Origin of the sequence: Haloferax sp. AS1 (assembly GCF_014530665.1) — an archaeon.
GTDB lineage: Archaea > Halobacteriota > Halobacteria > Halobacteriales > Haloferacaceae > Haloferax > Haloferax volcanii.
The window spans coordinates 1575478-1594382 of sequence record NZ_SPSA01000001.1 but is presented as its reverse complement, the minus strand read 5'-3'; the positions used below and the strand labels follow the sequence as shown (position 1 = coordinate 1594382).

At 67.7% G+C, this 18905-nt stretch carries 22 protein-coding genes; 12 read left to right on the top strand and 10 right to left on the bottom strand.

Features of this window, described 5'->3' with window-relative positions; all coding sequences use genetic code 11:
- Positions 1-105 precede the first annotated feature (105 nt).
- Positions 106-2577 (top strand): polyphosphate kinase 1, encoded by a 2472-nt coding sequence (gene ppk1 / locus E4P24_RS08520; RefSeq protein WP_188148355.1) that lies wholly within the window; start codon positions 106-108, stop codon positions 2575-2577.
- 71 nt (positions 2578-2648) lie between these two features.
- Here the strand turns inward: ppk1 and E4P24_RS08515 are convergent, their stop codons facing one another.
- Together E4P24_RS08515 and cyaB are read right to left on the bottom strand one after the other, a co-directional pair.
- Positions 2649-3857, bottom strand: coding sequence for a methionine adenosyltransferase (locus tag E4P24_RS08515; RefSeq protein WP_115802666.1), 1209 nt, complete (start codon positions 3855-3857; stop codon positions 2649-2651).
- A gap of 127 nt (positions 3858-3984) precedes the next feature.
- The gene (cyaB, locus tag E4P24_RS08510; RefSeq protein ID WP_188148354.1) at positions 3985-4542 is read right to left on the bottom strand and encodes a class IV adenylate cyclase; all 558 of its coding nucleotides are present in this window, start codon (positions 4540-4542) and stop codon (positions 3985-3987) included.
- 114 nt (positions 4543-4656) lie between these two features.
- Here cyaB and E4P24_RS08505 point away from each other — a divergent pair, with 114 nt between their 5' ends.
- The 7 genes from E4P24_RS08505 to E4P24_RS08475 all read left to right on the top strand — a co-directional run bounded on the left by E4P24_RS08505 (position 4657) and on the right by E4P24_RS08475 (position 10249).
- The gene (locus tag E4P24_RS08505) at positions 4657-5172 is read left to right on the top strand and encodes a DUF6789 family protein (RefSeq protein WP_188148353.1); all 516 of its coding nucleotides are present in this window, start codon (positions 4657-4659) and stop codon (positions 5170-5172) included.
- 207 nt (positions 5173-5379) lie between these two features.
- Positions 5380-6171, top strand: coding sequence for a cytochrome c oxidase subunit II (gene coxB / locus E4P24_RS08500; RefSeq protein ID WP_115859788.1), 792 nt, complete (start codon positions 5380-5382; stop codon positions 6169-6171).
- The gene (locus tag E4P24_RS08495) at positions 6168-8729 is read left to right on the top strand and encodes a cbb3-type cytochrome c oxidase subunit I (protein ID WP_188148352.1); all 2562 of its coding nucleotides are present in this window, start codon (positions 6168-6170) and stop codon (positions 8727-8729) included. The genes coxB and E4P24_RS08495 overlap by 4 nt, the downstream gene beginning before the upstream one ends.
- A gap of 10 nt (positions 8730-8739) precedes the next feature.
- Entirely contained in the window at positions 8740-9000 is a 261-nt protein-coding gene (locus tag E4P24_RS08490) for a cytochrome C oxidase subunit IV family protein (protein ID WP_004063182.1), read from the top strand.
- On the top strand, positions 8997-9230 hold the full coding sequence (locus E4P24_RS08485; protein ID WP_049896063.1) for a hypothetical protein: 234 nt from the start codon (positions 8997-8999) through the stop codon (positions 9228-9230). The genes E4P24_RS08490 and E4P24_RS08485 overlap by 4 nt, the downstream gene beginning before the upstream one ends.
- Positions 9231-9446: 216 nt before the next feature.
- Positions 9447-9848, top strand: a complete 402-nt coding sequence (locus E4P24_RS08480) for a hypothetical protein (RefSeq protein ID WP_004041533.1) — start codon at positions 9447-9449, stop codon at positions 9846-9848.
- A 191-nt stretch (positions 9849-10039) separates the two neighbouring features.
- Complete coding sequence (locus E4P24_RS08475; RefSeq protein WP_115891231.1) at positions 10040-10249, top strand: hypothetical protein; 210 nt, start codon at positions 10040-10042, stop codon at positions 10247-10249.
- Between the two features lie 24 nt (positions 10250-10273).
- Here the strand turns inward: E4P24_RS08475 and E4P24_RS08470 are convergent, their stop codons facing one another.
- Genes E4P24_RS08470 through E4P24_RS08455 form a run of 4 tightly spaced genes read right to left on the bottom strand, consistent with a single transcriptional unit; the run spans position 10274 to position 13197 of the window.
- Positions 10274-10561: a hypothetical protein gene (locus tag E4P24_RS08470; protein WP_115891232.1), complete on the bottom strand. Its 288-nt coding sequence runs from the start codon at positions 10559-10561 to the stop codon at positions 10274-10276.
- Between the two features lie 20 nt (positions 10562-10581).
- Positions 10582-12006, bottom strand: coding sequence for a hypothetical protein (locus E4P24_RS08465; protein WP_115891233.1), 1425 nt, complete (start codon positions 12004-12006; stop codon positions 10582-10584).
- The gene (locus E4P24_RS08460) at positions 12003-12710 is read right to left on the bottom strand and encodes a hypothetical protein (RefSeq protein ID WP_115802660.1); all 708 of its coding nucleotides are present in this window, start codon (positions 12708-12710) and stop codon (positions 12003-12005) included. The genes E4P24_RS08465 and E4P24_RS08460 overlap by 4 nt, the downstream gene beginning before the upstream one ends.
- Before the next feature lies 1 nt (position 12711).
- On the bottom strand, positions 12712-13197 hold the full coding sequence (locus tag E4P24_RS08455) for a hypothetical protein (protein ID WP_115802659.1): 486 nt from the start codon (positions 13195-13197) through the stop codon (positions 12712-12714).
- Positions 13198-13352: 155 nt separating this feature from the next.
- Here E4P24_RS08455 and E4P24_RS08450 point away from each other — a divergent pair, with 155 nt between their 5' ends.
- Positions 13353-14285, top strand: a complete 933-nt coding sequence (locus tag E4P24_RS08450; RefSeq protein ID WP_115802658.1) for a peptidylprolyl isomerase — start codon at positions 13353-13355, stop codon at positions 14283-14285.
- Between the two features lie 73 nt (positions 14286-14358).
- A complete protein-coding gene (locus E4P24_RS08445; RefSeq protein ID WP_004041526.1) occupies positions 14359-14625 on the top strand; it encodes a hypothetical protein in 267 nt (88 codons plus the stop codon).
- A 64-nt stretch (positions 14626-14689) separates the two neighbouring features.
- Here the strand turns inward: E4P24_RS08445 and E4P24_RS08440 are convergent, their stop codons facing one another.
- From E4P24_RS08440 to E4P24_RS08425, 4 genes are all read right to left on the bottom strand, one after another.
- A complete protein-coding gene (locus E4P24_RS08440; protein ID WP_004063190.1) occupies positions 14690-15313 on the bottom strand; it encodes a hypothetical protein in 624 nt (207 codons plus the stop codon).
- A gap of 26 nt (positions 15314-15339) precedes the next feature.
- Positions 15340-15957, bottom strand: a complete 618-nt coding sequence (locus E4P24_RS08435) for a CDP-4-keto-6-deoxy-D-glucose-3-dehydrase (RefSeq protein WP_004041524.1) — start codon at positions 15955-15957, stop codon at positions 15340-15342.
- A 73-nt stretch (positions 15958-16030) separates the two neighbouring features.
- On the bottom strand, positions 16031-16405 hold the full coding sequence (locus E4P24_RS08430; RefSeq protein WP_004041523.1) for a YlbF family regulator: 375 nt from the start codon (positions 16403-16405) through the stop codon (positions 16031-16033).
- Between the two features lie 81 nt (positions 16406-16486).
- Positions 16487-17140, bottom strand: a complete 654-nt coding sequence (locus E4P24_RS08425) for an alpha/beta hydrolase (protein WP_115802657.1) — start codon at positions 17138-17140, stop codon at positions 16487-16489.
- A gap of 165 nt (positions 17141-17305) precedes the next feature.
- On the opposite strand from E4P24_RS08425, the gene dph2 reads away from it, so the two are divergent.
- The gene (gene dph2 / locus E4P24_RS08420) at positions 17306-18340 is read left to right on the top strand and encodes a diphthamide biosynthesis enzyme Dph2 (RefSeq protein ID WP_004041521.1); all 1035 of its coding nucleotides are present in this window, start codon (positions 17306-17308) and stop codon (positions 18338-18340) included.
- A 163-nt stretch (positions 18341-18503) separates the two neighbouring features.
- Positions 18504-18878: a hypothetical protein gene (locus E4P24_RS08415; protein WP_188148351.1), complete on the top strand. Its 375-nt coding sequence runs from the start codon at positions 18504-18506 to the stop codon at positions 18876-18878.
- The last annotated feature ends 27 nt before the right edge of the window (positions 18879-18905 follow it).

Here is an 18905-nt window from a genome sequence, read left to right as displayed (position 1 = left end):
AGATTTCACGCCGTTTTCGACTCGTACAACCACCGAACGACCCGTCGTCGCGCCCGACGCTTGCCCGACGTTCGCCCGACCCCACTCGATGCCCACTCGATGCCAATGACCGACGAGTTGCCAGCCGACATCGACCTCGCAGACCCGCAGTACTATCTCAACCGCGAGCTGAGCGAACTTGAGTTCCAGTCCCGCGTGCTCAACGAAGCGCTCGACGACCGGAACCCGCTTCTCGAACGGGTCCGATTTCTGTCCATCTTCACGAAGAACTTAGACGAGTTCTTCATGAAGCGCGTCGGCGGCCTGAAACAGCAGATAGACGCCGGCGTGACAGAGCGGACGACCGACGGGCGGACGCCCCTCAAGCAGTGGGAGGAGGCCATCGACAAGGCCCGGCCCATGTTCGAGCGGCAGGCCGAGTGCTACCGCGAGGAGATTCGCCCGGCGCTCGCCGGGGAGGGCATCCACATCTGTGACTACGACGACCTGACGCCCGACCAGCGGGCGGAGATGCGGGACTACTTCGAACTCTCGGTGCTGCCGACGCTGACGCCCCTGTCGTTCGACCCGGCCCACCCGTTCCCGTTCATCTCGAACCTCTCGCTGTCGCTCGCGGTGGTCACCCGCGACGACGACGGCGACCAGACGTTCACCCGGGTGAAGATTCCGCAGAACCGCCCGCGGCTCGTCGAGGTCGACACCGACGGCGACGAGGTCCGGTACGTCCTCTTGGAGGAGGTCATCCGCGCCAACCTCGACCTGCTGTTCCCGAACGTCGAGGTCGTCGACACCGCGGTGTTCAAGCTGACGCGAAACGCCGAGGTCCGCCGCAACGAGGAGGTCGCGGAGGACCTCATCGACATGATAGAGGAGGTGCTCGAACAGCGCCGCTTCGCCACCGTGGTCCGCCTCGAAATCGAGGCGGACGCGCCCGCGGCCGCGAGGGACCTCCTCGTCGAGCAGTTGGACCTCGACGACCGCGAGGTGTTCGAACTCCGCGGGCCGCTCGACTACCGCGAACTGATGGACCTCACCGACCTCGACCGCCCGGACCTCTCGCTGGAGTCGTGGACACCCCAGCCGCACCCGCGGTTTTCGGACCTCGACGCGGCCGACGCGGGGCTCGGCTCGGGCGCGTCGTCCCCCGAGGCGGCCGGCGACGACGGCGACACCATCTTCGACGCGATTCGCCGCAAAGACGTGCTGTTGCACCATCCGTACCACTCGTTCGGTGACACCGTCCAGCAGTTCCTCGACGCGGCCGCCAACGACCCCGACGTGTTGGCCATCAAGGCCGCCATCTACCGGACGGCCTCGGACTCGCAGGTCATCGAGGCGCTCATCGACGCCGCCGACAACGGCAAACAGGTCGCGGCGATGGTCGAGCTCAAAGCGCGGTTCGACGAGCAGAACAACCTCGAATGGGTCCGTCGCCTCGAAGAGGAGGGCATCCACGTCGCCTACGGAACCATCGGCCTCAAGACGCACACGAAGACCGCGCTCGTCGTCCGCGAGGAGGAAGACGGCGTCCGCCTCTACTCCCACGTCGCCACGGGGAACTACCACTCCGGGACCGCGAAGGGATACGTCGACCTCGGCGTCCTCACCGCCGACCGCGACATCGGGCAGGACCTCGTGAAGGTGTTCAACTTCTTCACCGGCCCCTCGCTCGACGAGGAGTTCCGGAAGCTCCTCATCGCGCCCGTGACGATGCGAAACGAGTTCACGAAGTGCATCCGGCGGGAGGCCGAACACGCCCGCGCCGGTCGCGACGCCCGCATCGTCGCCAAGATGAACGCCCTCGAAGACCCCGGCATCGTCGAGGAACTGTACGAGGCGTCGATGGCCGGCGTCGACATCGACCTGCTCGTCCGCGACATCTGTCGGCTCCGCCCCGGTCTGGAGGGCGTCTCGGAGACCGTCACGGTCCGGAGCGTCGTGGACCGCTTCCTCGAACACTCCCGCATCTTCTACTTCGAGAACGCGGGCGACCCCGACTACTACGTCGGTTCGGCGGACTGGATGACCCGCAACCTCGACAAGCGCGTGGAGGCCATCGCCCCCGTCGAAGACCCCGACATCCGCGAGCAGTTGCGGTTCGTCCTCGAACTCGGCTTCGCGGACAACCGGAAGGCGTGGGAGATGAACGCCGACGGCAGCTACGACCAGCGCGACCCCGGCGACGGCCACGAGATTAGCATGCAGAAGATTCTGATGGACCAGACGCTCGCGGCGTCGAACACGCCCGGCGTCCACCGCGGCATCTCGGCGTCGCATCCCGACGTGCCCGAGACGCTCCTCGTGGAGTCCGACCCGTCCGTGATGGCTCCCAGAGACGAGGCAGAGACGCAGGAAGGTGACGAGGACGAGAGCACCGACCCCGCCGTCGAATCGGGCGCGGGCGCGCCGACGAACGGCGACCCGCGGCACGTCCTCGACGATTTCCCCGAGAAGTGGTACGTGCCGAGCAGTCGGCACTACGAGTACGCGGTTCGGACGCCGGACGGCGACCGCGACTACCGGAAGACGGCCGAGGCGGCCGCGCGACTGGTCGAGAAGTACTACGGCGAGGAGTAGCGTCGTCGCCCGCGCCGGCGACGCGGCGGTCGGTGTTCTGTTTTGGTTTCGACCCGCCGCGAGGCGACGCCTCAGAACGTGCTGAGTTCGCCTTCGATGGTCCGGCGGGTGATGTCGGTCACGTTCGCGAGTTCGCGGTCGATGATGGCGATAACCTCGTCTTCGATGTCAGCGATGGTGACGCCGTCGTCCGTGATGACCTTCGCGTCGGCGACGTGGGGTTCGTCGATGGGGCGACCGATTTGCGAGAGCAGGCGGACCTGGAGGTCGCGGATGCCGTCGACCTCGTCGACGACCGTCTCGGCGATGTGGGTGGAAAGCAGGTTGTAAATCTTCCCGATGTGGTTGACGGGGTTCTTGCCGGAGGTCGCTTCCATGCTCATCGGGCGGTTCGGCGTGATGAGGCCGTTGGCGCGGTTGCCGCGGCCGACGGAGCCGTCGTCGCCCTGCTCGGCGGACGTGCCGGTCGTCGTGAGGTAGATGGAGCCTTCGTCGTAGTCGTCGGCGGTGTTGACCTCGACGTTGACCTCGCGGTCGGTGTAGTCGGTGGCGAGGTCGGAGACGAACTCGCGCACGTCGTCGACGGCGGCGACGTAGTCGTCGATGTCGTCGAGGTGTTTGTCGACCATCGCGGCGGCGACGGTCACGTCGATGACGTCGCCCTCGCGTTTGCCCATGAGCTTGATGTCCTGTCCGAGTTCGGGGTGGTCGTCGCCGTAGGCCGGGCCGTTGAGGGCGCGCTCGGCTTCGAGGACGATTCGCTCCGTCTCGGTCAGGGGGGCGTGGCCGACGCCGAAACTCGTGTCGTTGGCCATCGGGACCTGCTGGGTCTCCTCGCCGAACACGTCCTGGAGGTCGCCGGAGCCCTCGCCGAGTTTCACGTCGACGATGATGTCGGTGCCCACGTCGAGCCCGGGGATGTTCTCGTTGAGGTACTCGCGGGCGGCCCGGAGCGCCGTCGAGTCGACGGGAATCTTCTCGCCGTCGTACTCCTTCGTGGCGCGGCCGACGATGAGGAGATAGATGGGCTCGATGACCTCGCCGCCGCCGAAGGCGGGCGCGGCCGTGCCGGCGACGAGCTGGGTCTCGTCGGTGTTGTAGTGCAGCACTTTGCCGACGCGGTCGAGATAGAGGTTCGAGAGGGCGCGGGAGACGCTCTCGGCGATGCCGTCGGAGATGGAGTCGGGGTGCCCGATACCCTTTCGCTCGACGATTTCGACCTCCTGGTCCTCGACCGCGCGCTTGTCGGCGGATTCGAGGCGGATATTTCGGTCGTTCATTGGCGGGACGTACCCGGCGGGCGGTTCTATAACTTGCGGAAACCTTTGGCCACACTCGTATTACCTGAGAGTATGCTCGGGCAGTATCTGCCGAGGTTGCGGACGCCCGCGGGGGTCGATAGTCCGTCTATTCTTCGGGCGACCCGAGCAGCATCCCGAGGTAGGAGGTCCGAATCTGGTCGTCGGGGTCGAGGCCGAGGTCCCGGAGGACGGCGAACGCCCCGTCGCGGGCGTCGTCGACGCCGGACTCGACTTCGATTTCGACCTCCACGAACTCGCCGAGTCCGGACACCGAATCGAGCGAGACGGTGTAGCCGTCGAGGGCGAACCGCTCGCGCTCTTTCTCGACGGTCGCGGCGGGTTCGAAGCCGACCGCCTCGCAGATAGCGTTCATCGTTTCACCGTCTTCGACGCCGGTCTCGTACTCCCGGCGGGTCTTCGACGACTCGTCCACGAGCGGTCCCTTGTAGGTGACGACGGTCTCCTCGTCGGCGAGTTCGCCGCCCTCGTAGCGCGACTCCCGGCGGAGTCGGAGCGCCTCGTCGGTCTCTGCGAAATCCCTGTGCGGGGCGTCGTAGTAGGTGTCCGTCTGGGCGACGCGGTTGACCTGTTCGGCCCCGGCCGCGTCAAGTCGCTCGCGAACCGCGCCGTGGTCCGCGCGGACCTTGACCTCGACTTCGTACATGCACTCACGGGCGCGTCCGGAGGGCAAAAACCTCGGTGACTCGCGCCGGCGACCCCTCAACACTACGGCATTTGTTACCTTTTATCATGAAAGAACCCGTAGTATGACGGGAGTATGAGTCAAGAGACGCCGAACCCGGCTACCGCGGTCGAACAGCGCGCCGGCGAGACCGCCGACTACGACATCACGGGGAACGTCATCCTCACTGCGATGGCAAGCGGCTTCGTCGGGACGGTGTTGATGCTGCCCGTCCTCGTCGGCATCCCCGAACTCCTCGGTCTGTTTACGACCGAGCCGATTACGCGGTTCGCCGGTATGGGGGCGTTCTTCGGCTACGAACCGACGCTCGTCCTCGGAGCGTTCCTCTTCGGCATCGGCGGGGTCGTCGTCCTCCCGGTGACGTTCGTCGTCGTCGGCGCGTTCCTCCCGCCGGAGTCACCGAAGTACCTCCGCGGCGTGTCGTTCGCGACGCTCTACTGGGTCGGGTTCGTGCCGGCGTTCTGGCCGCCCGCGGACGCGTTCGTCATCGCCTCGTTCCTCGTGTTCTCGCTTCTGGCTCACTGGGTGTACGGCCTCTCGCTCGGCTACCTGCTCGAACTGTTCGCGGACATCCCGCAACACGAGGTCTGAGCGTCACCGCGGCCGCAGACGCGGTCGCCGTCGTCCGCCGCCCGCCCGCCGCCCGCCATCACTCGTCGTCGCCCGCGACTTCGCTCGTTTTGCTCCCCGCTTCGCCCTGCGACCGACCGGAACCGCCCGTTCGACGCCGCTTTCCCCGATTGCTCCGAAACAATAATCATCACGAACGTTAATTATCTTATTTGGGTGGTGTTATCAATGGTCACGGAACTCGTACTGACGGCCGCGTTCCCGCTCCAGTCGGGGTTGGTTCCGCGGGGGACCCGCGCGTTCGTCTTCGAGAGCATCTTCGAGGTGTTCCTGCTCTTGGGGACGCTCGTGGGCGTCGTCGTCGTGGGGTATATGCTCTACAACGCGTACAAGTATCGCTCCGGCTCCGGAAACGGCCACATCGACGACGGGGACCGCCTCGTCCTCGGTGAACTCCCGTCGGGGAGCGGCGGGGGCCGGAAGCTGTTCACCTCGTTTTTCATGAGCATGGTCATCGTCGTCTCGCTGGTCTCGTGGACGTATCTGACGCTCCTGTACGTCGAGGAAGGCCCCGCCGACGACGAGTCGCTCGACGTGGCCGTCGAGGGCTACCAGTTCGGCTGGCGCTTTACCTACCCGAACGGCCACACCACCGACGGCGTGCTCCGGGTCCCCGCCGACCGGCCCGTCCGACTGACGATTACCACGGCGGACGTGTTCCACAACTTCGGGGTCACGGAGTTACGCGTCAAATCCGACGCCATCCCCGGTCAGGAGACGGAGACGTGGTTCACCGCCGACGAACCGGGGACGTACACCGCGCAGTGTTACGAACTCTGCGGGGCCGGCCACTCCTACATGTCCGCCGAGGTCGTCGTGATGCCGCCCGACGAGTACGAGGCGTGGTACGCGAACACGACCGCGGACAACGCGACCGCGGACAACGCGACAGCGAACGAGTCGAGCGCCGATGAATCGGTCGCCGCGCAATCGAACCTCCGACCGGCGGTGGTTCCATGACCGACGCGTCTCCCGAACGGGACGCCGCGGCCGACGGCGGCCACGAGGTCGCTCGCGGCGGCGACGACCACGGCCACGACTTCCCCGGCACGGGGAGCATCAAGCGCTGGTTCGTCACGACGAACCACAAGGACGTGGGCATCCTCTACGTCGTCACGTCGCTTTTCTTCCTCGTGCTCGGCGGCGTCCTCGCGTGGCTGATGCGCGTCCAACTGCTCGCTCCGCGCGCGCTCGGCGAGGGGATTCTCTCGCCCGTCGCGTACAATCAGGCCGTCTCGGCCCACGGGCTGTTGATGGTGTTTTGGTTCCTCTCGCCGTTCGCGTTCGGCTTCGCCAACTACGTCGTCCCGCTCCAACTCGGCGCGAAGGACCTCGCGTTCCCGCGGCTCAACGCGCTGTCGTACTGGCTCTACCTCTTTTCGGGCATCCTGTTCGGCGTCTCGTTCTTCCAAGGGGGGACGTTCTCCGGCGGGTGGACGATGTACGCCCCGCTGAACGTCCCGACGTTCACGCCGGACGTGGGGGCGTCGACGGCCGTCTTGGCGCTCGTGCTGTTCGTCGCCTCCGTCACCGTCTCGTCGGTCAACTTCCTGACGACGATGCACCGGATGCGCGCCGAGGGGCTGACGCTCCGGAACCTCCCGCTGTTCAGCTGGACGATTCTCCTGACCGCGTGGATGATGCTGTTCGCCTTCGCGGCGCTTCTGGCGGCGCTTCTGGTGCTCTCGTCGGACCGCCTGCTCGGGACGACCTACTTCGCCATGGAGTCGCCGGCGGGGGCGCTCCTGTGGACCCACCTGTTTTGGTTCTTCGGCCACCCCGAGGTGTACATCGTCTTCTTCCCGGCGCTCGGCGTCATGGCCGAGGTGTTCCAGACGTTCACCGGCCGCCGCATCGTCGGCCGCAAGTGGTTCATCCTCGCGATGGTGCTCGTCGCCATCCAGAGCTTCGCCGTCTGGATGCACCACATGTTCCTGACGAGCATCAACCTCCAGGTGAAGACGCTCTTTATGATTACCACCATCGGCATCTCCCTGCCGTTCGACCTGATGGTGTTCGCGCTCATCTACACGATGCTGAAGGGGAAGATACGCTTCACGACGCCCTTCCTGTTCGTCTTCGGGGCGCTCCTGTTGTTCATCATCGGCGGCATCACCGGCGTCTTCCTCGGCGCGGTCGTCCTCGACTACGAGTTCCGCGGCACCTACTGGGTCGTCGCCCACTTCCACTACGTGATGGTCGGCGGGGTGACGGCGCTCGTCGGCGGCCTCTACTACTGGTTCCCGAAGATGACCGGCCGGATGTACGACGAGTTCCTCGGCAAACTCCACTTCGCCGTCTACTTCGTCGGCTTCAATCTGCTGTACTTCCCGCTTTTCGTCGCGTGGGAGACGCCCCGGCGCGTGTTCGACTACGCGCCCGAACTCGCGCCGTGGCACCAGCTCGCCACCGTCGGCGGGTTCGTCCTCGGGCTGTCGTTCCTCATCATGTTCTACAACCTGTTCAAGAGCGCCTTCGCCGGCGACCCCGCGCCAGACAACCCGTGGGAGTACGCGACGACGGCCGAGTGGGCCGTCCCGTCGCCGCCGCCGCTGGAGAACTTCGACGGGACGCCGACCTACCGCGACGGTCACCTCGAATTCCTCGACGCCGGCGAGGCCGCGCCGAGCGAGGACCGCTCTAGCGGGCCGACCGGCGCGGCCGTCTCCGACGGCGGCGTCACCGCGTCGGCAACGACGGCGGTCTCGTCCGCGCTCCCGACCGCCGAAGCGACCGAAGTCGGGGGGCCGAGCCACGCGAGCATCTGGCCGTTCGTCCTCTCCGCCGGCGCGTTCCTCGTCCTCCTCGGCCTCTCGCCGCTTCAGGACGCCGCGTTCCCCGCGGGGATGGTCGGGGCCGCCTACGCGACGACGGCCGTCGCGGGCGGCGTCGTCACCCTGGGGTCGCTCGTCGCCATGGGGCTCGAACCGTTCCACGGCCCGGTCTTCGAGGAGGGCGAGGCGTGGCCCTTCGCCGGCATCGACAACGGCAAGGTCGGGATGTGGATATTCCTCGCGTCCGACGTGGTGCTGTTCGGGGGCTTCATCGGGGCGTACGTGTTCACCCGCGTCGCCTTCGGCTGGACCGGCTGGGAGCCGATTCCGTCCGACCCGATTCCCGGACTCGTGAACACGTACATCCTGCTCACGAGCAGTTTCACGGTCGTCCTCGCGCTCGTCGCGGCCGAGAAGCGACACAAGTGGGGCCTCGTGACGAGTCTCGGGGCGACGTTCGTCCTCGGCATCGGCTTCCTCGTCAACAAGGGGCTGGAGTGGCAGCACCTGTTCCACGAGGGGCTGTGGCTCTCGACGAACGTCCGCGCCTCGACGTTCTTCCTCACGACCGGCCTGCACGCCGCCCACGTCATCGCGGGGCTCGTCATCGCGCTGTACCTGACCGCGCGCGCCTGGCGGGGCGCGTACCTCGAAGACAGCCGCTCGGTGGAGTACTTCGGCCTCTACTGGCACTTCGTCGACATCGTCTGGCTGTTCCTGTTCCCGCTGTTCTACATCCTGTGAGGTGACAAAGATGGTATCAACGAAACTCTATACGGCGATTTACGCGGTGTTGTTCGTCTCGGCTACCGTCCAGGTGCTGGTCGAGTTCGCCGGGCTGAGTTACTGGCTGGCCTTCGGCGTCATCATGGTCCTGTCGGCCGCGAAGGCGGTGCTGGTCGCGGCGTACTTCCAGCACCTCCGGTTCGAGCCGCGGTCGCTGACGTATCTGGTCGGCATCGGCCTCGCGGCCGCGCTGGCGCTCACGCTCGCGGCGTCGTACTCGCTCCTCTGACCGTGCGAGCCGACTCCCATCCCCGCTGGCGCTCCCGCGAAACCCTCGTCGCGGTCGGCTACGCGCTCCTGTTTTCGGTCCCCGTCGGCGTCGGCGTGACCGTCATGATGACCCGCGTCGCCCCCGGCAGGCTCACAGACCCGCTCGTCGTCGGTCCGGGTCTCGTGCTCGCGGTGGCCGTCTTCGCGCTCGTCGTCGCCGCCGCGACGACCGGCGAGAACGCGGCCTAACTGGAACGTTGTTCGTCCCCTTCTGAGGCCCTGTGAATCCGTTAGAAACTGACAGAATCCGTGTGAGGCGGGAGGGTGTATCCAGCGAAGTATCTGGGATAACGGCGAGCGTCACGAGAGATGGTTCGGCCGGTAAGTAGGGTAGCGCCAACCCGAACGACCGGTCTCCGGTCCCGTGGAGAAGATTCATTGCTTCGTCGTCCGTGACCGCAATCTGTGTCTGAACAGCCCTCCAACACCGAACCGTCTCTTGGACTGGTCGTCCAGACCATCTTTGTTCTCGCGGTGGTAATCGGCATCCCCTCGGTGTTTGCGCTCGGCGGACGGCTCCGCTTTCTCGCCCTCGCGGCTGTCAGCATCTTGCTGCTCGCGGGCTTCCTCGTCGTCGGTTACCGTCACGCACGCCGACGGAAGTCCCTGCACCAACATGTCGCGTTCTTGGTGGTCTGGTTCGGCGGCATCGTTCTGGCGGACCGCCTTGCTCGCGTGGCGAGCGGTCGCCTCCCGGAGCCGGGTCCCTACCTCGTGGCGGTGGGCGTCACCCTCGGCGCGCTCTGGCTCGGTTCGCGACTCGCCTACGGTGGCGCACTCACGCAAGCGCTGTTTGGCTCCGACTGAGACCTCACGGTAGGCGGGTACGGGTCAGTCGAGGTGGAATCGCTCGCAACGTCTCACTTCGTGCCGTATTCGCGCACTCCATTCAGTCCGACCGCAGAACCCCATCCGTAACTGAGGGCTTCAACAGCGTCTTTCTTTCCGCCGCCGCACTCGCACGTACCTTCTTTGACTTCGGTGTGGTAACGGTACGCATGAATCGGACTACTGTCGCCCTCGTGGCCGCCTTCGGGGCCGTCGTCCTCGGACTCGCGATCCTCCTCGTCTCGGAGGCCGTCGGCGCGAGCGAATCGTTCGTCGTGGTCGGCGGCGTCGTCGCGCTGGCGGGCGTCGGCGTGCTCACCGGCGTCGTGATGCGTCTGTCTGACCCCGGCGAAGGCGAACACGGCGGCGACCACGCCTGAGCCTGAGCCCCGTCCGCACTCCTCTCACAGGCTAAAACCGACGACCGCGAGCAGGAACAGCGCCGTGAAGACCACGCCGAGCGCGCCGGCGACCTTCAGGTGATAGACGAACAGGTCTTCGGCTTCGGCCTCGACAGCGGCCTCGTACGCCGCGGTTTCGCCGTCGCTCAGGTCCTCGTGCGCGTCACCGACGTGGAGGTCACGGAGTCGCTCCCGGCGGAACGGGCGGTCGCAGTACGGACACGTCGCCGCCGCGGTCTCGCCGTCGGAGACGGCGGTTTCGGGGACGACGACGGATGCTTCGCGGCTCATCCCGTGACTCGCTCTGCGACTCATCCGGCGACACCTCCGACCGTCGGTTGGGCGACGACCCACAGGCTCGCCATCGTGTAGCCGACCGTGACGGCGACGAAGGGGTACTCGCTCCGGAGCGGTTGCAGGCGACCCGGAAAGAGGTCGAACGCGCGGGCGTGGGCGACCCACACCGAAAGCAGGTGGCCGAGGACGACGAACGCCAACTGGAGGCCGCCGAACCACGCCGGAACGGCCAGCACCGAGGGGTTCGCGGGCGGCGACAGCGGCGAGGCCGCGACCGCGACCAGCGCGGGCGCGAGGCCGACGACGTAGCCGAGGAAGTGCGCGAGGTGGTAGCCGGCGGCGATGGGGACCAACGCGGGCGCGAACCAGCCGGCGACGAAGCCGACGGTCACGTACGTGTCCGCGGTTCCGCGGGCGATTCTCGCGGCCAGTCGGTAGCCGCCGAGGAAGACGAGAAAGCCCGCGACGATTCCGACGAGGTTCGCGAGCCACGCGGGGACCGGAGCCGCGGCGGCGAGGACGCCCCCCCACGCGACGGTGACGACGAGGCCGTCGAACGTCGTCACCCAGAGGAGCGCGACGACGAACGCCACGTCGTCGGCGCCGAGTCGCTCGCGGCTGCGTGTCAGCCCCGCGCCGGGAACCGAAATCGAGAGGCCGCCGCCGTCGCCCCGCCGGACCGGCGCGAGCAGGCCGTACAATCGGAACACCCGCGCGACGGGGTCGGCGCGGCGGAACCACGCGTCGCCGTAGACGACCGCGCCGCCGACGGTGACGAGGCTGTACGCGACGACCACGACGGCGAGCGCCCGCGGGTTCGCCGCGAGCGGACTGACGACCTCCAGCCAGACGAGTCCGAGCAGACCGGCGACGCTGGGCCACGACCCGAGTCGGTCGGGGTAGGGTCGCGATAGCCTCCCTCCCGCCGCGAATCGACCCCGAAGCGCCGCGCCGAGCGTCCGCCACGGATTCACCAGCGGCCACGCGTTCCCGACGAGGTAGGTGACCATCGTGAACCCGGCCCACCAGCCGACCCACACGAGCAGGACGCCGAGGTTGGCGATGCCGACGGGCGGCCCGAACAGCCCGAAGGCGACGACGAGGACGAGCGCGGCGACGCCGAGGAGCTTGAGCGCGGCCTCCGCGGTTGCGACGGCTCCGGCGAGCCCTCCGATACGGACGCCCGCGCGCTCGAAGGCGTCCAGCGTCTCGTCGTCGGTGACGAACGCCGACAGCAGAAAGGAGACGCAGACGACGCCGCCGCCGGAGACGACGACGAGCCAGAACGGGGCCGGGACCGAGCGGAGCGACCCGGCCAGCGAGCCGGCGTGCGCGAGCGCCGAAGTCGAAAAAGTGACCGAGGCGACCGCGAACGTGGCGAACCAGACTGCACCGCGCCGAACCGCGGAACCGACCATGCTTCCGGCGCGTCGGCTCATCGCCGCGCCCGCGCCGCCAGCGACGGTCCGAACGCGAGCAGGGCCACGGCGACGACGAACACCAGCGTCGAGATGTCGACCGAGAGCGCCCGGAGCGCGCTCACGACGCCCGTGCCCCCGGCCGCGCCCGCGGTGAGGCCGCCGACGAGCGGGACGGTACAGCCGACACAGGAGACGAGTCCGAGCGCTCCCGAGAGCGCGCGCCTCGCCGCGTCGAGGACGGCGGCGTAGACGAGGTACGCGAGCGCGAGGGAGCCGGCGACGCGGTACGGGACGAACGTCGCGGAGACGGCGTCGCCGGCGTAGCCCACTCGCGGCCCCCAGCCCGGCGCGGCGAGCGAGAACTGCCAGCCGGTCGGATAGTGCGCGGCGGCGTGCCCGTGGCTCCCGCCGAAAAGCGCGACGAAGTCCACGGACACCAACCCGGCCAGCGCCGCGAGGACGAGGAAGTACGCGGCGGCGACCGCGCCGGCGACGACTCGCGCCCGGGCGCTCGCCCGCGGTGGCTCGGTCCAGAGGACGGCCGCCGCGCCGACGGTTATCCAGACGAACGGATAGAACAGGTACCGGAGGCTCTCGACGCGCTCCGGCGCGGCGGAGAGGTACGCCCCGACGGCGAGCGCCTCGACCCAGCAGAGCGCCGCGAGCCACCACAGCCGCGGCGCGTGCCGTGGGTCGAGTCGCCCCGCGTACGAGGTCGCCATCTCAGAGGAGGCCCACCAACCTGAGCGCGACGCCGACGACGAACAGCAGGCCGAGCACCCACGACCCGAGAAGCGCCGCCTGCGACCGCTCCAGCCCGCGCCCCCGCGCGGCGTGGTACGTCCCGTAGAACAGGTACGTGACCACGACGGTGAGCGTCCCGGCGACGAGCACCGGCCCCGCGGCGTCCGACACGCCCTCGGGGATAGTGCTGCCGCCGACGAACAGCACCGCAACCGCGCCGAAGCCGAGCGCCGCGAGGAGGAAGACGAGCGACAGCACCGTCGGGTCGTCGGCCCAGCGGCGCGCGGCGGTCCCGCTCCCGCGCTCGCGCTCGCTTTCGCCCGCGTTCCCCGACGATCCGCCACCGGTCGGCGTCGGAACGCTCGTGACGGAGTACTGTCGCCAACCGCGTCCGGTCAGAAACACGGTGAGCGCCAGCAGTGCGACGCCGAGGACGAACCCGAGGAACAAGCCAGTTTGTGCCATGTGAACACGCCTCGTTTTCTATAACTATCGACAATGATATAAGCGATTCGACCCCGCAGCGGCCCTCGGGGTCGAGTTCCCGGTCGTCGCCCGCCTCGAACGCGTCGCGACGGCGAAACGTGATTCTTAAGGGTCGCACGAGTCACGTAGCGTGTATGAGCGACGAACAGCAGGCGGAGGCCGAGCAGGTCGATGAAGAGGTCGAGTCCGGTATTCAGGACGGCGACTTCGTCCGCCTCGCGTACACGGTGCGAACGATCGAGGACGGCGACGTCGTCGACACGACGGACAAAGAAGTGGCCGAAGAGGCCGAGATCGACGTCGAGGGCTACGAGTTCGAGCCCCGCGTCGTCATCGTCGGTGCCGGCCACGTCTTCCCCGAGGTCGACGAGGCTCTCATCGGTGCCGAGGCGGGCGACGAGGACACCGTCGAGATTCCGGCGGTCGACGCCTTCGGCGAGTACGACGAGGACGAAGTGCGCACGGTCAGTGCCAACAAAATCGACGAGGACGACCGCTACCCCGGCGCGCAGGTCACTATCGACGGCGACCAGGGCCGTCTGGAGACCATCATCGGCGGTCGCGCCCGCGTCAACTTCAACCACCCCCTCGCCGGCGAGGACCTCGAATACGAGTACGAAGTGCTCGAACTCGTCGACGACCGCGAGGAGCAGGCCTCCGGCCTCCTCGGCATGTACCTCCAGCAGGCCCCCGAAGTCTGGATTCAGACGGACGAGGTCGAAGAGGAGCAGGTCGTCGAGTCCGACGACGACGAGGACGAAGACGCCGAACCCGAGACGGAGACCGTCACCGTCGAGAAGGACACGCTCTACATCGAGGCGACGCCGCAGATGACGATGAACCAGCAGTGGATGTTCTCCAAGCAGCAGATTGCGCAGGACATCATGCAGCGGCTGGACATCGACCGCGTCATCGTCCAGGAGACCATCGAGGGCGGCATGGGCGGCATGGGCGGCCTCGGCGGCATGATGGGCGGGGCGGGCGGCGCCGACATCGAAGAGGCAATCGAGGACGTCGACATCGACGCCGACGAACTCGCCGCGGAACTCGACGCCGACGAAGAGTAAGCGACTCCGCCGCCCTCGCCGTCCCGGCGAATCGGCGGCTTCTTGATACTCGCCTTCCGACCGCCTCGTAGCCATGGCTTCGCCAGACGACGCCGCGACGGACCAGTTCCGCGACCTCACAGACGTGAAAGTCGCGCTCGTCGCCGGGGTCTGCACCGTCGCACTGACGCTCTCGCTCGAATACGGCGCCGGTATCGAGGTGCCGTTCGTCTACCGCCTCTCGCCGCTCGCACCGTACTTCGCCTACGTCTTCTCCCGCGGGGCGGCGCTGTCCGCCCGAACGTGGATGGCGCTCATTGCGGTCGTCACGCTCGGCACGTTCGGCTTCTTCGTGTTCTAACCGCCCGCCGTCCGGCCTGATTTGACCCGGCTTGACCCGACCCGACTCGCCGCCGATGCGACGCTCAGGCGATGTCGCGGCTGGTGTCGACGCTGACGCGCTCCGCGAGCCGGAGTTTGATGGTCTCGTCGAGCGCGCGGCCGCCGCGGAACTTAGGGACCGCGAGCCGATTGACGATTTCCGAGCCGTCTATCTTCGTGTCGAGGTCGAACACCACGTCGGCCATGTGTTCTGTCAGGTCGCGGTTGTCCGGGACCGACTCGCCTTTCAGCCCGTGGAGGACGGTCAGGCCGCGCGTGTTGACCATGTGGGTCTGGAGGTCGTTGAGGAACTTCCGGTAGCGGGCGCTCTCGTTGCGTTCGAGCACGTCCGCCACGTCGATGATGAGATTCGCGCCCTCCGGCAGGTCACGGACCAGGCTGTTCGCCGTGTCGAGCGGCGCGTCGCCGCCCACGTCGCGGACCGTGGGGGTTCCGGTCGGTCCGGGACTTCGGTCGAGCGCGTCGGAGACGGCCTCGGCGGAGCGAATCGTCGTCAGCCACAGCGTCCCTCGCGTGGTCGTCAGTTCGTGTAAAAACAGCTCTGACTGGCTGGCCGGGTCGGCGGCGAGGAGGACGATGCTCCCCGCGGGAATGCCCCCGCCCAGTTGGCGGTCGAGCACGTCGATTCCCGTCGCCAGTCGAGACATAACCGTGTGTAAGGGGGTCGCTCATATTACTTCTTCCCCGGTATCTTGTCGGCTATCCGACGGTACGCGGCCCGAACTGTCGGCCGAGTGAGTACTGGCGACGACTCCTCGGGAACGGTCCCGAGCACCGGCGCGCCCACGAGGTCGGACACCGCCTCGGGAGCCACTCGTGACCGAGAGATGACACATCCGACGACCGGGGTGCCGAGCGCCCGCGCCATCGCGGCCGTCTTCGCCGCGTCGCGGAGCGCCGGCGCGCACAGCGGCGACACGACGACCACGCCGTCGGCGACGCGGAGCGGGACGGCGGCGTCGGGGCCGGCTCCCGCGGGACAGTCGACGACCGCACGCCGCTCGTCGCCCGCGGCGGTTCGGAGCCACCGCTCGAAGGCGTCGTCGTCGGTCCCGGCGGGTGCCGGCAGCACGGAGACGGTCGAGTCGGTCGGATGCGACCGAACCGACGGCTCCCGTACGGGTGCGCCAGAGGCGGCGTCCACCGGTCGTCCGACGCCGGCCATCGTGTGGAGGTTCGGCATGTCCCTGTCGGCGTCGACGGCGAGCACCGGGCCGTCGAGCGCGCTCGCCAGTCCGAGGGTCGTCGTGGTCTTCCCGCTGCCGCCCTTGCCGCCCGCGATTGCCAACATAGCCGAGGCTGGCCCCGGCTTGGTACTTGAACCTGCGGCGAAAACGAGTCGAGCGAGCCGGGTCGAGCCGAACTTAGTCGTTACAGCAACCGCCGGCCTCGCCGCCGAAGTCGACCGCGAGCGGCTCCGAGATGGCCTCGTTAATCTTCTCTAACTCGCCGACGAGTTCGGCCTGCGCGAGGAGGTACTCCTCCATCACGGGCTCGGAGTGGAGCTCTTCCTGTGCCGCTTGGACCTTCCGGAGCCCCTCTTGGGTCGCTTCCCCCATCTGCCGGGACACGTTGAACTCCTCGCGAAGCTGGTTGAACTCCGTGATGAGCTCCTGCACGTCGTCGTCGGCTTCGACGGCGGCTTTCGCCTCCTCGTAGGCTTCGTACTTCGGATGGTCGGCGATGGCTTCGCCGAGTTCGCGCCCGAGTTCTTCGAGCCGCGTCGTCTGCGTGCTCATAGCCGCGCGTTGGGGTGCGAGCGGTTTCAACCTGCCGAACGGGGAAGGCAACGGTGCGAGCGTTTCGAGCGTCAGGCGCGCTCAGACGTGGGCGTCGACGAACGCGGCCACGTCCTGCAGTTCGTCCGGGCCGACGCCGTGGGGCGCGTTGTAGACGTTCGCCGTCACGTCAGCGCCGAGTTCGCGGAGGCGCTCGGCGGCGCGTTCGACCCGCGAAGTCGGGATGATCTGGTCCATCGACCCGCCGCCGACGAACACCGGTTTGCCCGCGATGCCGTCGGGGTCGAGGTCGGCGTGGGAGTCCGCGAGGTAGCCGTGGAGCGCGACGACCCACGCGTAGTCGTCGGGGTCGTCGAGGAGGAGCGACAGGCTGGTAATCGCGCCCTGACTGAAGCCGAGGAGGCCGATTCGGTCGGGGTCGATGTCGTACGCTTCGACCGCGCCGGCGATGGCCTCGCGGACGAGATTCCGCGAGCGTTCGAACTGCTCGGCGTGGGGTTGGCTCTCGTGGAGACCGCCCCCTGAGAGGTCGAGTTCGTACCAGGTGTAGCCGCCTTGCAGACGGTCGGGCGCGCGGAGGCTCACGACGTGGACGTGGTCGGGGAACTCCTGTGCGATAGACAGGAGGTCCTGTTCGTTCGAGCCGCGGCCGTGGAGCAAGACGACGGCGGGAGCCGGCCCGTCGCCCGGTTCCGACGGTTCGACGTGGACGTGTTCGAGGGGGATGTCCGACATGGACACCGGTAGGCCGCCGCGAGCCTTGAATCCCCGAGTGACGGGCGGGTAACCGGGTGACACCGTCGCGGGCGCCGCACCGCCGGTCGACTCGCGTGTGGGTGTGTGACGCTCGCTCGTGGGGAAGCGCGGTGGTTAAACGGCTCCGTCCGCAACGATGGGGCAATGAGCCAGGACGCCACCTCGGAGGGAGACCTTCGAAACACCGGGATGTCGCTCAAGCACGACCGGGAGTGGGATTACGAACTCGAACAGATCGTCGAAGCCATCGAGGAACGCGACGCCAAGCGCGTCGGCCTCCAGTTCCCCGAGGGGCTGAAGCGCCGCGGCCCGGCGGTCGCCGACGACCTCCGTCAGCTCTGCGACGACGACGTGACGTTCATGCTCTCCGGTCAGCCGTGTTACGGCGCGTGCGACCTCGACACCTACCTCATGCGCCGAACCGACGTGTTCGTCCACTTCGGCCACTCGCCGATGAAGGAGTCGGACAAAATCATCTACGTCCCGCTGTTCTCCAACGTCGACCCGTTCCCCATCATGGAGGACGCGCTCGACGACATCGAGGGCGACGAGGTCGGCCTCGTCACCACCGCCCAGCACATGAACCGCTTCGAGGACATGTGCGACTGGCTCGAAGAGCGCGGCTACACCGTCCAGACCCGCAAGGGCGACGACCGCCTCACCTACGAGGGACAGGTCCTCGGCTGCAACTACGCCTCCGCGGACATCCCGGCGGACGACGTGCTCTACGTCGGCGGCGGCAAGTTCCACCCGCTCGGCCTCGCGATGGAACACCCCGACAAGAACGTCGTCATCGCCGACCCCGTCAACAACGTCGTCACCATCGCCGACACGCGGAAGTTCATGAAACAGCGCTACGCGTCGGTCCACAAGGCGATGGACGCCGAGAAGTGGGGCGTCATCTTCTGTACGAAAATCGGTCAGGGCCGCATGGAAATCGCCGAGAAGATTCTGGAGGACAACGAGAACGCCTACCTCATCACGATGGACGAGGTGACGCCCGACCGGCTCCGGAACTTCGACATGGACGCGTTCGTCAACACCGGCTGCCCGCGCATCACGACCGACGACGGTCCGCGGTTCCACAAGCCGATGCTGACGCCCCAAGAGTACCGCATCGCCGTCGGCGACGAACCCCTCGACGCCCTCGAGTTCGACACGTTCCACGGCACCTGGTAAGCCGAGTAGCCGAGTCGCTCCACGACCCCCGTGAACGCCCCGCGCGACCCCGCCGCGTGTCGCGTCCTGTCTCGATGCTCTCGTCGCGCCTCGTCTCGGATATGTTCGATTTCTAGATTGTCGCCCCAGAATACCTATACGGGCCGCCCGTTCACGGACACGTATGGTCCCTCCACGAACACGAACTGCCCTCCTGAGTCTGCTCGGCGTCCTCGCGCTCGCGGGAACCGCGGCCGCGCAGAACTTCGACTCCGCACCGCAGCTTTCACCGGTGTTCCGCGCCGGCGGGAGCTTCCTCATCGACCTCGTCGTCGGCGGCATCCTCGTCGCCGTGGCCCCAGCGTACACCAGAGACGCCATCGCCGAGATTCGAGACGACCCCGGCGGGTCGCCCCCGCTCGGCGTCTCGGTCGCGGTCGGCGCGCTCGTCGCGGCGATTCTGTCGCTCGTCCCCATCCTCGGTAGCGTCATCCTGTTCGTCGTCGACATGCTCGGCCTCGGCGTCGTCGGCCGCAACCTCGTCCGCTCGTGGACCTGACGCCGCGTCGGCGCGACTGACGGGCGG

Coding starts and splice junctions, on each gene's coding strand:
- E4P24_RS08460 (WP_115802660.1), bottom strand. CDS start 12,710: ATGGCGACCTCGTACGCGGGGCGACTCGACCCACGGCACGCGCCGCGG.
- E4P24_RS08465 (WP_115891233.1), bottom strand. CDS start 12,006: ATGAGCCGACGCGCCGGAAGCATGGTCGGTTCCGCGGTTCGGCGCGGT.
- coxB (WP_115859788.1), top strand. CDS start 5,380: ATGGTCACGGAACTCGTACTGACGGCCGCGTTCCCGCTCCAGTCGGGG.
- E4P24_RS08435 (WP_004041524.1), bottom strand. CDS start 15,957: ATGTTGGCAATCGCGGGCGGCAAGGGCGGCAGCGGGAAGACCACGACG.
- E4P24_RS08475 (WP_115891231.1), top strand. CDS start 10,040: ATGAATCGGACTACTGTCGCCCTCGTGGCCGCCTTCGGGGCCGTCGTC.
- E4P24_RS08490 (WP_004063182.1), top strand. CDS start 8,740: ATGGTATCAACGAAACTCTATACGGCGATTTACGCGGTGTTGTTCGTC.
- E4P24_RS08495 (WP_188148352.1), top strand. CDS start 6,168: ATGACCGACGCGTCTCCCGAACGGGACGCCGCGGCCGACGGCGGCCAC.
- ppk1 (WP_188148355.1), top strand. CDS start 106: ATGACCGACGAGTTGCCAGCCGACATCGACCTCGCAGACCCGCAGTAC.
- E4P24_RS08515 (WP_115802666.1), bottom strand. CDS start 3,857: ATGAACGACCGAAATATCCGCCTCGAATCCGCCGACAAGCGCGCGGTC.
- E4P24_RS08470 (WP_115891232.1), bottom strand. CDS start 10,561: ATGAGCCGCGAAGCATCCGTCGTCGTCCCCGAAACCGCCGTCTCCGAC.
- E4P24_RS08440 (WP_004063190.1), bottom strand. CDS start 15,313: ATGTCTCGACTGGCGACGGGAATCGACGTGCTCGACCGCCAACTGGGC.
- cyaB (WP_188148354.1), bottom strand. CDS start 4,542: ATGTACGAAGTCGAGGTCAAGGTCCGCGCGGACCACGGCGCGGTTCGC.
- E4P24_RS08505 (WP_188148353.1), top strand. CDS start 4,657: ATGAGTCAAGAGACGCCGAACCCGGCTACCGCGGTCGAACAGCGCGCC.
- E4P24_RS08450 (WP_115802658.1), top strand. CDS start 13,353: ATGAGCGACGAACAGCAGGCGGAGGCCGAGCAGGTCGATGAAGAGGTC.
- dph2 (WP_004041521.1), top strand. CDS start 17,306: ATGAGCCAGGACGCCACCTCGGAGGGAGACCTTCGAAACACCGGGATG.
- E4P24_RS08415 (WP_188148351.1), top strand. CDS start 18,504: ATGGTCCCTCCACGAACACGAACTGCCCTCCTGAGTCTGCTCGGCGTC.
- E4P24_RS08445 (WP_004041526.1), top strand. CDS start 14,359: ATGGCTTCGCCAGACGACGCCGCGACGGACCAGTTCCGCGACCTCACA.
- E4P24_RS08430 (WP_004041523.1), bottom strand. CDS start 16,405: ATGAGCACGCAGACGACGCGGCTCGAAGAACTCGGGCGCGAACTCGGC.
- E4P24_RS08425 (WP_115802657.1), bottom strand. CDS start 17,140: ATGTCGGACATCCCCCTCGAACACGTCCACGTCGAACCGTCGGAACCG.
- E4P24_RS08455 (WP_115802659.1), bottom strand. CDS start 13,197: ATGGCACAAACTGGCTTGTTCCTCGGGTTCGTCCTCGGCGTCGCACTG.